The organism is Planctomycetaceae bacterium, assembly GCA_041398825.1.
Taxonomy (GTDB): domain Bacteria; phylum Planctomycetota; class Planctomycetia; order Planctomycetales; family Planctomycetaceae; genus F1-80-MAGs062.
Genome location: JAWKTX010000002.1, coordinates 428,931 through 440,242, shown reverse-complemented (window position 1 = coordinate 440,242; position 11,312 = coordinate 428,931). Strand labels below are relative to the sequence as shown.

Below are 11,312 nucleotides of genomic sequence, written 5' to 3'. Positions count from 1 at the left end.
CCTGCCTGCCTGTCCCGGTTTTGCTCCCGGTTTTGCAACGGACAGCTAAGTTAGTTTCGATGCCATGCGTCGGTGGCATGTCGCCGGGTTGAGTCTGCTCCGGAGAATGGGTCGCCCATTCTCCGGCACCGACCGAGCAGCCACCAATGAAATCGTTCGGTCCGATTTGACACGGCTCCATCGCCTCAGTTCTCGGGCCGATCATTTCACGAGTTCAGAATGATGCCAGGTGCTGGCAGGCTGCGCCAGTGACGCTCGAGGCTCTCGAATGTCGAACGCGGATCGGAAACCTTAGGCTCTGGCAATGCGTGGGGCGTTTTCACCATTCCAGGGCATCGCTTGCCAGGCTGACGCAGGTCGCTTCTAATCCGCCTGCAAAGATGTTTCTTCCACGAAAGGCGAATGTCTCGATGAAAGCTTTCTGTTTTTCTTTGATTGTCGGAGCTGTTTGGATGTCATCCGTTTCTTCTGGCGCTGAACCGACTGTTGAACCGTTTGGCAAGACAAAGTCGGGTGAAGCCGTCGATTTGATTACCCTGAAAAGCGACAAGGGTCTGGTTGCAAGAATCATGACTCGAGGCGCCACTTTGGTTCAGTTGCACGTGCCGGACAAAGACGGCAAAAACGCCGACGTTTTGCTGGGTTTTGACGACGTCAGCGGCTATGAATCTGAAGATAACCAGTACTTCGGGTGCACAACAGGTCGGGTGTGTAATCGCATCGCAAAAGGCAAGTTCACTCTGGACGGCAAAGAATATACTCTGGCCATCAACAATGAACCCAACCATCTGCATGGGGGAGTAGAGCGAAGTCTGGACAAGGTCGTCTGGAAGGCAAAGCCTTACAGCAATGACAAAGGCCAGGGCGTCCGATTCTCCTACACGAGCCCGGACGGAGAAGAAGGGTATCCCGGCAACCTGGACGTGACTGTGAGTTTCTTTGTCCCGGCCGATCAAAATCGGATCGCTATCAGCTACAAGGCGACTTCAGATCAAGCCACTCCTGTCAATCTGACAAACCACGCCTATTTCAATCTGGCGGGTGAAGGCAGCGCGACGGTGCTTGATCATGTGCTTCGTCTGAATGCAGATCGATACACACCAACCGACGAAACGCTGATTCCAACGGGTAAGATCGAATCTGTCGAAGGAACGGAACTGGATTTCCGCAAGCCGACGCCGATCGGCAAACGCATTGAGCCATTGAACGATACTGGCGCGATTGGGTATGACCACAACTTCGTCCTGAACGAAAAGGAAGCTGACCAGAGGCTGGGCCTGGCTGCCGTCCTGAAAGAGAAAACTTCAGGCCGAATTATGCGTGTCATGACCGATCAGCCCGGGATTCAGTTTTATTCGGGCAACTTTCTGAAAGGCCAAAAGGGCAAAGGGGGCAAGGTCTACGCCCACCGCTCTGCACTGTGCCTGGAAACGCAACATTATCCGGACTCCGTCAACCATCCTAACTTCCCGAACACGATCCTGAAGCCCGGGGAAACCTTCGAATCGACAACGGCTTATCAGTTTGCAGTGGAAGGCGCGGAAGGCACTGCTGGCACTCAAAAATCTGCCGGCCCGGTCGAGGCCAAAGAATAGTTGGTGCATTGTTGATCCAGAGATCAGGCGGCCGAAACCAGGTCGCCTGCTGGATGGATTGACCCGTGGCGGAAAAGCAGAGCCATTCGGCCTGAAGAGATCTTTTTGCGCCACGGGTTAAGTGCACTGACCTATTATGTCTGGTTCGAGTCTGAAAGACCCTCTTCATGTCGTCTCCCAATCATTCCGCTCGCCGCAGTAAAGTCACACGTCAGTTAAAGTCCCTTTCGGTCGATGCGATTCTGGTGTCCGGTCTGGCTAATGTCCGCTATCTGACAGGGTTCACCGGAGATTCGTCGTGGTTACTGCTGACCGGTTCGCATGCATTCATGCTCAGCGATACTCGGTATGAAACTCAGCTGGCCGAAGAATGTGCAGACCTGGAGGTCATCATTCGTGATGCATCGCGCACGATGAACGACGTGATTGCTGACGTCTGCCGAAAAGCGAAAGTAAGCCGGCTGGCATTCGAATCTGACCACCTCTCATTTGCTCAGCACCAGACGATCTCGGAACATTTGCCATCCACGGAACTGACGGCGTGCAGCGGCGTCGTTGAGACGCTGCGGGCTGTGAAAGATAAATGGGAACTGGAGCAAACACGTGAAGCCATTCGGATCGCCGAGCGCGGGATCGGAGTGGTCCGCAGCACTTTGCGACCGGATCTGACAGAAATACAAATCCGTTACGCTCTGGAAGCCGCCATGCGCGATTTCGGGGCAACGGGACCGGCCTTCGAGCCAATCATTGGAGTCGGTCCCACTGGCGCACTGCCACATGCGCATGCGGGGCATCGTTGCGTAGGCGATAGTCCTGCACTGCTGATTGACTGGGGCGCAGCGGTTCCCAGTGGCTACCGAAGCGACCTTACTCGCGTCTTCTTTACCGCTAAACCAACTCGGCAGATGCAGCGGGTCTATGGGACGGTGTTGCAGGCCCAGCAGGCCGCAATCGCGGCCATTCGTCCCGGTGTGGAGTGCCGGGCGGTTGACGCGATCGCCCGGGGAATGATTGCTGACGCTGGATTCGGGAAATATTTTGGTCACGGACTGGGCCACGGGTTCGGTCTTGAGATCCACGAATCTGTACGCATGAGCCCCCTTGCGACTCAGGTGTTCGAGGTTGGAATGGTGGTGACGGTGGAACCGGGCATCTATCTTCCCGGCAAGTTTGGTGTCCGGATTGAGGACGATGTACTGGTCACGCAGGATGGATGTGAGGTTATGTCCTCCGTTCCTCGGGATTTCGAGTCGTCAATCGTCTGATTCCTTGCATAAATGGGCAAACTCCACGAAGCTTTGCACCGTATCGGCGGTCTGCGGAGGAATTCCGCGCGGTTCGACGTGCACACACTGCACGCTGGCTGTGAATCATCCGCCGCCGATGCATCCCGCAATTGGGCGTTTCAGCAATTCATTCCCCCCGCATTGACGGGGTAAGATTTGGCGTCTCTGGAGGCAATGGACTCAATGGCAAAGCCCGGCGAAAACGAAGACAAAGGTGGATCGTTTGATCTGGAGAAATTCCGGAAGCTGCTGCAGTTAATGGAGAAGTTTGGCGTTACCGAAGCCAATCTGCAGAACGAGCAGGAATCATGGAAGGTCCGACGCGGTCCTCGAACGGTCAATTACGGTGCTGCTATGCCGATGGCTGCTCCCATGATGACGCCCGCACCGGCTCCTGCCGCACCACAAGCAACGGCACCGGCGGCAGCTCCTGCGGTCCCGGCAGAAAAACCTGCGGGGATTACAATTTCAGCCCCGACGGTTGGCACATTCTATGCGGCTCCGAATCCGGAAGAGCCGCCGTTCGTGACAATCGGAACCGTGGTGAAGCCTGAATCAGTGGTCTGCACGATCGAAGCCATGAAGGTATTCAACGAAATTAAGGCTGAAAAGTCAGGACGAATTGTTGAGATCCTGGTAGAGAATGGCGCTGCTGTCGAATTTGGACAGCCGCTGTTTCGCCTGGAAGCGATCTAACGACTCCTGCAAGGAAGATAACCGTTCATGTTTCAACGAATTCTGGTTGCGAATCGCGGCGAAATCGCCCTTCGAATTATTCGTGCCTGTCGTGAGCTGGGTATCGAAACGGTTGCGGTCTTCAGTGAAGCCGACCGAGGTGCCCATTATCTCGAACTTGCTGATGAAGCCTGGTGTATCGGCCCGGCGGCAGCATCAGACAGCTACCTGCTGATCAATCGGATTATCAGTGTGGCTGAAGTCGGCAACGTTCAGGCCGTCCATCCGGGATATGGATTCCTCGCTGAAAACGCCCACTTTGCCGAAGTGTGCCGAAGCTGCAATATCGAATTCATCGGCCCGCCCCATGAAGCCATGGCAAAGCTCGGAGACAAAGTGAGCGCACGCGAAATCGCCATGCAGGCTGGCGTGCCATGCGTTCCGGGAAGCGATGGTCTGATCACGGATGTCGAAGAAGCTGTACGCATCGCGGACAAAATCGGATATCCGGTTCTGATTAAGGCTACGGCGGGTGGAGGTGGAAAGGGTATGCGAGTGGCCGGCAATGAAATCTCATTGCGAGCCGGTCTGCAGGCTGCATCTGCCGAAGCTGAAAAAGCGTTCAAGAATGCCGGTGTCTATCTGGAAAAATACATCGAAAAGCCACGCCACATTGAAGTTCAGGTTCTTGCGGATTCGCATGGTAACGCCGTGCACCTGTGGGAACGTGATTGCTCAATGCAGCGTCGCCACCAAAAACTGATTGAGGAAAGCCCCGCCCCGAATCTGCCGCACGAAGTTCGTATGAACATCTGCAACTGCGCGTGAAGCTGATTCAAGAGGCTGGGTATCAGAATGCCGGTACGGTGGAATTCATTCTGGATAAGAATTTCAACTTCTACTTCATTGAGGTCAACGCCCGAATCCAGGTGGAACATCCCGTCACGGAAATGGTGACGGGGATTGACCTGATCAAGCAGCAGATTCTGGTAGCAGCCGGAGAACCGTTGCCGTTTACTCAGGAAGACATCAAGTGCACCGGGTCCGCGATCGAACTGCGTGTGAATGCAGAAGACCCGGACAATGACTTCCGAGGAAGTCCGGGAACCATTTCAAAACTTCGCCTGCCGGGCGGTCTGGGAGTGCGGTTTGACTCGCACGTGTACGAAGGATACCGCATCAGTCCGTATTACGATTCAATGATCGGAAAGCTAATTGTCCACAAACCCACGCGGGACGAATCGATTCAGTGTATGAAGCGTTGTTTGAGAGAATTTGTGGTCGAAGGAATTCAGACGACGCTGCCACTGGCTCGCAAAATGTTTAACCATTCGGCGTTCGTTGAAGGAACTGTCGACACTACGTTTGTCGAACGAACCTGGTAAACGATCGAGAGGATCATCAGAAACCCTTCAAATGCCGTTACCAGTTGAAGTGTGGTTAGTCCATCCGGACGAGCACATGTGTTCGGCCTGGAGGAATCACTTTTCGGGCCTGTCGGAGGTGCGGATTCTGAACACACGATTTGAGCAGTTGCCGCCACACGACTGTTTTGTGACGGCTGGTAATTGCTACGGAATCATGACCGCGGGAATTGACGCCGCAGTTGTTGGTTTCCATGGTGAAGAACTGATGAAGTCGATTCAGTTTCGAATCATGGATGAATATCTGGGAGAACAACCCGTCGGGACAAGTTTCGTACAAAGCACAGGTACGCCTGATTATCCGTTTGTCGCTCACACTCCAACAATGAGGGTGCCGGGATCGATTGACGGGACTGGTCACGTTTATGTTGCCACCTGGGCAGCATTTCTTGCCGTCTATCGGCACAATACTCAGCACTTCGATTCAAATCGGATCAACACGATTGTGTTTCCGGCCCTGGGTGCAGGATTTGGTGGTGTCAGTTACTGGGAAGTTGCACGACAAATGTCGGCGGCATTCCGTCACTACCTGAATCCGCCACACCGTATGGACTGGGACATGGTGGTGAACCGTGAGAAACAAATCGCATGGGACGGAGACAGGCAGGTCGTACGCTGACGACTCTGTGTGACGGAGGAAAACTTTTCCAGCCGCCACCTTCCCGGCAACACATTCAAGTCACAACCCATCGCGGAAGTTGAGAGGCTTCTGGAAACTCGTTGGATTCTCCGGAATCACTACAGGGAGCAGGGTTGCGAAATGACCTCTCGTTACTTTTTGCCTTCAAGGATTTAGTTCCCAATGTCTCACGGTATTAAGCGCGTTGCGTTGCTGTTTGCAGGTGGCCCGGCTCCGGCAGCCAATGCAGTTATTTCAACTTGTGCGATCTCCTGCATCAAAAACGGCATTGAAGTTGTTGGCATCAAATATGGTTATTCAAACCTGATTGATTTTGCCCCCAGTCAGCCGCTGATCGAAGGTGTCCATTACATGAAGCTGACTGAAGTTATGCTTCGACGGACACGAAGCAAGCAGGGGATCCTGATCGGCACAGCCCGAGCCAATCCGGGGAAGCATATCACTGCTCCCGAACATCTTGAAGATGCAGAAAAATCTGCACCGATGAAACGAGTCTACGAGGGGTTACGGTCAATCGGCGTCGACGCGCTGGTGTCAATCGGTGGCGATGACACTCTGAAGACCGCGAATAAACTGAAGATGTACCAGGACAAACTGCCGGCAGATCAGAAACGGATGCCGGTTGTTCACGTGCCGAAGACAATCGACAACGACTACATGGGGATCGACTTTACCTTTGGTTACTTTACCGCAGTCGAAACACTGGGAACAGAAATCAGCAATCTGCACGCTGATGCCGAAGCCGCTCGAGCCTACTTTATGGTGGAATCGATGGGGCGAAGCGCCGGCTGGCTCGCGTATGGTGCGGCCATTGCTGGTGAAGCCAGCCTCGTGATCAGTGTGGAGGATATCAACGAGAAGTACCTGTCTGCGGATTCCACCTCGACGCGCAAAGTGATGGACATCGACAAGGTAGTTGACAAGATTGTCCGTGTTATGCGATATCGACAGGAGAAAGAGGGCAAGGAATACGGTGTCATTGTTCTTGCCGAAGGTTTGGCAGAATACCTGCCGGACGAAGCGTTGAAAGACGTGCCGCGAGACGACCATGGTCACATCTCAGTTGCGCATGTTGACCTCGGCAAGATGTTTGCGAAACGCGCCGCCGCTCGGTACGAATCTCAGACAGGCGTTAAACGAAAAGTCACCGGATTGCAGCTTGGGTACGAATGCCGATGTGCTCGACCGCACGCATTCGACGTGATGCTGGGAAGCCAGCTGGGGGTTGGGGCCTACAGAGCTTTGTGTGAAGAAAAGCACAACGGAGTGATGGTGTCCGTTTCAGGGCAGCTGGACCTGCACTACGTACCCTTCGAAAAACTGGTTGACCCTGAAACCCTGGTGACGAAAGTGCGTTTCATTCCGGCAGGGAGCGACTTCCACAAACTGGCTCGGTTTCTTGAAACAAGCATCAATGACTGATGGCATCGGTTAGCTTTGGTTGAGCCCGACTCTCACGAGTCGGGCTTTGCTGTTGCAACCATCGCAAGTTTGCTTCGTCCACTTCGTCTGTTGCCAATCGAAGGCCGTCGGTGTTATGTCCGCAAGAATGATTGATGGAAAAAAGATATCGCAGGTGGTGAAGGATGAAGTGGCCGTTGAGGCTGCCGCTTTTATTGAATCAACCGGCGTGATTCCGACACTGGCAGCAGTTCTTGTGGGTAACGATCCCGCCAGCCAGGTCTACGTGCGAAACAAGGAACGAGCATGCCAGAAAGCGGGTTTAGGCAGCGTCCTTCATCGTTTGCCGGACACCACCACTCAGCAGGAGTTATTGTCTCTGGTTGAGCAACTGAATGACGACACCTCGGTGCACGGAATTCTGGTGCAGCTGCCACTGCCCGGACATCTGGATGAAACTCTGATCCTGGACGCCATCCTGCCTTCCAAAGATGTCGACGGGTTTCACCCGGAGAATGTCGGTCTGATGCTTCAGGGACGCCCTCGATTCCTTCCCTGCACTCCCCATGGTGTGATGAAGATGCTGGAGTATGAAGGCGTTGAAACCAGTGGCGCTCACGCTGTCGTGATCGGCCGCAGTGATATTGTCGGCAAACCAATGGCCGCCCTGCTTCTGCAGAAAGGTACAGACGCGACTGTGACAATCTGCCACAGTCGAACACGTGACATCGCCTCTATCACTCGGCAGGCAGATATTCTTATTGCGGCGGTAGGTATCCCGGAATTCGTGAAGGGCAACATGGTGAAACCCGGGGCAGTGGTGATTGATGTCGGAATCAACCGCGTTCAGGACCGTCTGGTGGGCGATGTCGAATTTGAAGCGGCCGCTGCAATTGCTTCGGCGATCACACCCGTTCCTGGTGGCGTTGGGCCGATGACTATTGCAATGCTGCTGAGAAATACGCTGATAGCTGCAATACAATTGACCGTCGGCGGATAGTCGCGCGACCTGGCTGGCCAACGTTCCCGGTACGATTTTCGTTCCTGGTACGCTTTTTGTTTCTGGCGCGACTGGGCCCGCTATCAGTCGGAAAACGCAGGAACCTCAACGTACCACACTTCGCTTTTCACCCTGCAGACACTTCACATTGTATCTTTATGAAGCTTCTATCGGTTCAGGTTCAGCGTGACATCCGTCACGTAACCAGGTTTCAGTGGGATATCGATGCTTAGCCTGTGTGGTTTGTTTGGTGGATAGGGATTTTCAAGCCAAACAAGAAGACGTCGAACTCCATCCCGCTGAGATTCCTCAGGCGGTAGCATTGGCAATTTAAACTGACCTCGCGCATCGGGCCTGGTATGAAATCGATTCGGCAGGACGGCAACCCACGCAGCCATCCGGGGATGCATGTTGCATGCGACGGGAATAAATTCGTCCCGTACAAATGAAATCGAATCCGAAGCTCCAGGCGTGAGCGCCACATTGAACGGCGGATTTCGCTTTGCCAGCCCATTCACATTGTGCAGTGAAGAATCGCTGTTTCTGATTTCCAGACTTTGCCCCACGTGAAGTGTGACAACGTGAGGGACAAACGCCATTTCGATTTGATCAAGCACAACTGATGTTGCTTCTTCACCCGTTTGCAGCTGGTCGCGACCATCGATGTAGATCACGATGTTACTGAATCGCAGTGCATTGGAATTATTGTCCGGCTCCTTTCCGGCAATCGTCACTCTGCCGACCACAGCTGCTGCTTCGACACTAACCAGATCTGATTCTCCATTGGTTGGCAATCGCTGACGGAATGAGAGCACTCCGACGCTTTTCGCGTCCGTCGTATCCGTCAAATCCAAACGACTCAAAAGTGTGCGGTACGTCACCCAAAACGCACACATAATCACGGTGAGGGAAACAATGACCCACGTAACCGATCGAGGGCGGGAATTTGGCCTTTCTGCCTGGAACGTCTGATCCTGTTTTGTCATGCTGCATTGGTCCCATATCGGATCGAACGGAACGCACCGTTGCCGGGCGATTTGAATTCCTGAACGCCTTCATTCGAGGTCATCACCAGATGCTATCCACGAAATCCGGAATTGACAGTTTCGCTTGTCACGACACTCTCGTAAAACGTCTATGTCAGGTGTCCCTGCTGGTCCTCTTGATTTTACCGACCGGTCAGGGTGCATCTGCCGATGAAAAACCCCGAAATCCTGTCGTTCCGTCAGACAACGTCGGAGCGTTGGCAACTCTTGATGCCCCGGCCGAAGATCAATCCAGGGTTCCTGCTGATATCAATAAGGAATTTCTCAGTCCGGATTTGAATCCGGAGGAGTGGCTGAAACGATTCGAAATCGAAAGCCGGGAAGTATTCGCGGGGCGGAAATCTGTGATTCGAGCGATTGGGCTGAAAAAGGGTAGTGCGATCGCGGACGTAGGGAGCGGGACTGGACTCTATCTTGGACTATTCTCCCGGGAAGTTGGGGAGAGCGGTCGAGTCTACGCCGTCGATATTTCCCCGCGTCTGATCGAGCATATTCAGCGCCGCGTCAAAGCTGATGAGCTCAACAACGTCCGAGTGATCCAGTCGGAAGAGAAATCTGCCAGACTGTTGCCGGAGAGCGTTGATTTCGTCTTTGTCTGCGATACCTATCATCACTTCGAATACTATCCGGAAATGCTGCAGTCCATTCGGGCGGGTTTGAAACCCGGCGGGCAGCTGGTGCTTGTGGATTTCAACAGAATTCCCGGAGTTTCACGCGACTGGCTACTCACCCATGTCCGAGCTGGCAAAGGAACCGTGAAAGACGAAGTTGTAGCGGCTGGGTTTGAATTCGTGGAAGAAGTCAAGATCCCGGAATTCCACGAAAACTACTTCCTTCGGTTTCGGCGACCGACAGCATCGAGTGAAGAATGAATCAGGGCTCTCGCCAGTTCGGCCTGGTCACCCTGGTCTGTACTGTTGTGGCAGGGATGATCGGTTCAGGCGTTTTTACCACGTCTGGCTATTCGCTGGCCTCTCTTGGTTCTGCTCCGATCGTTCTGCTGGCATGGTTCGTTGCCGGTCTCATCGCCCTGTGCGGCGCAGTCGCATACGGTGATCTGGCACGCCAGCTGCCGGAATCAGGTGGAGAATACCTGTACCTGTCGAAAAGATTGCATCCCCTTGCCGGGTTTGTCTCTGGCTGGATCTCGCTGACGGCTGGATTCAGCGGTCCGGTCGCTCTGGCGGCCATGACCTGCGAGACCTACGCAGCGCCATTGGTTCCATTGCCCAATTCGGTTCCGCCACACTCAATTGCCGCGACCATCATCATTCTTTGTGGTCTCGGGCACTCGTTTCTGCAGATGAAAACGGCCAAACTCCAGAATGCGGTCGTCATTGTCAAGCTGCTGGGAATGGGTTTGTTCATCACCGTCGGCTCATTCTGGGTCAGTGCGAATGGAATCCAGTGGCAGCCCATTGCGCAAGCCCAGCCGTCCAATATTCTTTATGAATTTGCATCATCTGTGATGTGGATCTCGTTCAGCTATGCTGGTTTCAATCAGGCGGTATATATCGCCTCTGAAGCGGCGTCTCCATCGGTGACAGTGCCGAAAAGTCTCTTGCTCGGCACGCTTGCAACGATGATTGTCTATTTGCTGCTGAACTTCCTTTTTCTCGCAGGTAGTGCTTCGGAAGAAATCGCCGGACAGCCGGAAATCGCGACGATCGCCTCACAACGTATGGGCGGCGACAGGCTCGAGCTGCTGATTCGCATCGTGATTATCATTGCCACGTTTTCATCCGTCGCCAGCATGATTATGACGGGCCCGCGTGTCTATAGCCGAATGGCGCTGGATGGAGTATTTCCAGCCGCGTTCCGATCAGACCGCAACGGACTGCCCCGCTCGGTACTCCTTCAAACAGGGATCTCGCTGTTTCTGGTCTATTGGTCCACTCTGCTGGAACTCCTTCAGTACCTCGGGACAACTCTGGCCCTGTCTTCTGCACTGACGGTTGCCTGTCTTCTGTTGCCGACCCCTGCCGATATCTCAAAACCGCGACTGCCCGGTCTGTTTGCTGCGGTGATTTATGTTGCAGCAACCCTGTCTTTTGCGGTGATGATGACCGTACTTTACCCGGCTCGCATTCTGGGGACAGTGATCACACTGGTCGTGGGCGTTCTGTTCTGGTGGTTCGTGCGAAAACCCAGTGATGGGGTGAGCAGCCATCCCTGAAAGGCGACGACTTCGAATCAGTTCGTCGTGTTCAAACAGCACTGAGCTGAGCAGCCTGTTGAAAAACAG

General features: G+C 53.9%; 11 protein-coding genes. 10 read left to right on the top strand and 1 reads right to left on the bottom strand.

Annotated features, from left to right (window positions below; translation table 11 throughout):
• Positions 1-452 precede the first annotated feature (452 nt).
• The 8 genes from R3C20_05560 (at position 453) to folD (ending at position 8,021) form a co-directional block, all read left to right on the top strand.
• Complete coding sequence (locus tag R3C20_05560) at positions 453-1,595, top strand: aldose epimerase family protein (GenBank protein MEZ6039952.1); 1,143 nt, start codon at positions 453-455, stop codon at positions 1,593-1,595.
• 167 nt (positions 1,596-1,762) lie between these two features.
• Positions 1,763-2,860: a Xaa-Pro peptidase family protein gene (locus R3C20_05555; protein MEZ6039951.1), complete on the top strand. Its 1,098-nt coding sequence runs from the start codon at positions 1,763-1,765 to the stop codon at positions 2,858-2,860.
• Between the two features lie 204 nt (positions 2,861-3,064).
• Positions 3,065-3,577, top strand: a complete 513-nt coding sequence (gene accB / locus R3C20_05550; protein MEZ6039950.1) for an acetyl-CoA carboxylase biotin carboxyl carrier protein — start codon at positions 3,065-3,067, stop codon at positions 3,575-3,577.
• Positions 3,578-3,604: 27 nt separating this feature from the next.
• Positions 3,605-4,384 (top strand): biotin carboxylase N-terminal domain-containing protein, encoded by a 780-nt coding sequence (locus R3C20_05545; protein ID MEZ6039949.1) that lies wholly within the window; start codon positions 3,605-3,607, stop codon positions 4,382-4,384.
• On the top strand, positions 4,381-4,941 hold the full coding sequence (locus tag R3C20_05540; GenBank protein MEZ6039948.1) for a hypothetical protein: 561 nt from the start codon (positions 4,381-4,383) through the stop codon (positions 4,939-4,941). The genes R3C20_05545 and R3C20_05540 overlap by 4 nt, the downstream gene beginning before the upstream one ends.
• Positions 4,942-4,972: 31 nt before the next feature.
• Positions 4,973-5,599: a macro domain-containing protein gene (locus R3C20_05535; protein MEZ6039947.1), complete on the top strand. Its 627-nt coding sequence runs from the start codon at positions 4,973-4,975 to the stop codon at positions 5,597-5,599.
• A gap of 183 nt (positions 5,600-5,782) precedes the next feature.
• A complete protein-coding gene (locus tag R3C20_05530) occupies positions 5,783-7,042 on the top strand; it encodes a 6-phosphofructokinase (protein MEZ6039946.1) in 1,260 nt (419 codons plus the stop codon).
• Positions 7,043-7,157: 115 nt separating this feature from the next.
• On the top strand, positions 7,158-8,021 hold the full coding sequence (gene folD / locus R3C20_05525; protein MEZ6039945.1) for a bifunctional methylenetetrahydrofolate dehydrogenase/methenyltetrahydrofolate cyclohydrolase FolD: 864 nt from the start codon (positions 7,158-7,160) through the stop codon (positions 8,019-8,021).
• A 167-nt stretch (positions 8,022-8,188) separates the two neighbouring features.
• Here the strand turns inward: folD and R3C20_05520 are convergent, their stop codons facing one another.
• Positions 8,189-9,007, bottom strand: coding sequence for a hypothetical protein (locus tag R3C20_05520; protein MEZ6039944.1), 819 nt, complete (start codon positions 9,005-9,007; stop codon positions 8,189-8,191).
• 89 nt (positions 9,008-9,096) lie between these two features.
• On the opposite strand from R3C20_05520, the gene R3C20_05515 reads away from it, so the two are divergent.
• Both R3C20_05515 and R3C20_05510 read left to right on the top strand, forming a co-directional pair.
• On the top strand, positions 9,097-9,939 hold the full coding sequence (locus R3C20_05515) for a methyltransferase domain-containing protein (protein ID MEZ6039943.1): 843 nt from the start codon (positions 9,097-9,099) through the stop codon (positions 9,937-9,939).
• A complete protein-coding gene (locus tag R3C20_05510) occupies positions 9,936-11,243 on the top strand; it encodes an amino acid permease (protein ID MEZ6039942.1) in 1,308 nt (435 codons plus the stop codon). Before R3C20_05515 ends, R3C20_05510 begins: the two co-directional genes overlap by 4 nt.
• Positions 11,244-11,312 lie beyond the last annotated feature (69 nt).

Bases quoted from the DNA above. Each gene is read 5' to 3' on its own strand.
- R3C20_05560 (MEZ6039952.1), top strand. From the start codon at position 453: ATGTCATCCGTTTCTTCTGGCGCTGAACCGACTGTTGAACCGTTTGGC.
- R3C20_05555 (MEZ6039951.1), top strand. From the start codon at position 1,763: ATGTCGTCTCCCAATCATTCCGCTCGCCGCAGTAAAGTCACACGTCAG.
- accB (MEZ6039950.1), top strand. From the start codon at position 3,065: ATGGCAAAGCCCGGCGAAAACGAAGACAAAGGTGGATCGTTTGATCTG.
- R3C20_05545 (MEZ6039949.1), top strand. From the start codon at position 3,605: ATGTTTCAACGAATTCTGGTTGCGAATCGCGGCGAAATCGCCCTTCGA.
- R3C20_05535 (MEZ6039947.1), top strand. From the start codon at position 4,973: ATGCCGTTACCAGTTGAAGTGTGGTTAGTCCATCCGGACGAGCACATG.
- R3C20_05530 (MEZ6039946.1), top strand. From the start codon at position 5,783: ATGTCTCACGGTATTAAGCGCGTTGCGTTGCTGTTTGCAGGTGGCCCG.
- folD (MEZ6039945.1), top strand. From the start codon at position 7,158: ATGTCCGCAAGAATGATTGATGGAAAAAAGATATCGCAGGTGGTGAAG.
- R3C20_05520 (MEZ6039944.1), bottom strand. From the start codon at position 9,007: ATGACAAAACAGGATCAGACGTTCCAGGCAGAAAGGCCAAATTCCCGC.
- R3C20_05515 (MEZ6039943.1), top strand. From the start codon at position 9,097: ATGCTATCCACGAAATCCGGAATTGACAGTTTCGCTTGTCACGACACT.
- R3C20_05510 (MEZ6039942.1), top strand. From the start codon at position 9,936: ATGAATCAGGGCTCTCGCCAGTTCGGCCTGGTCACCCTGGTCTGTACT.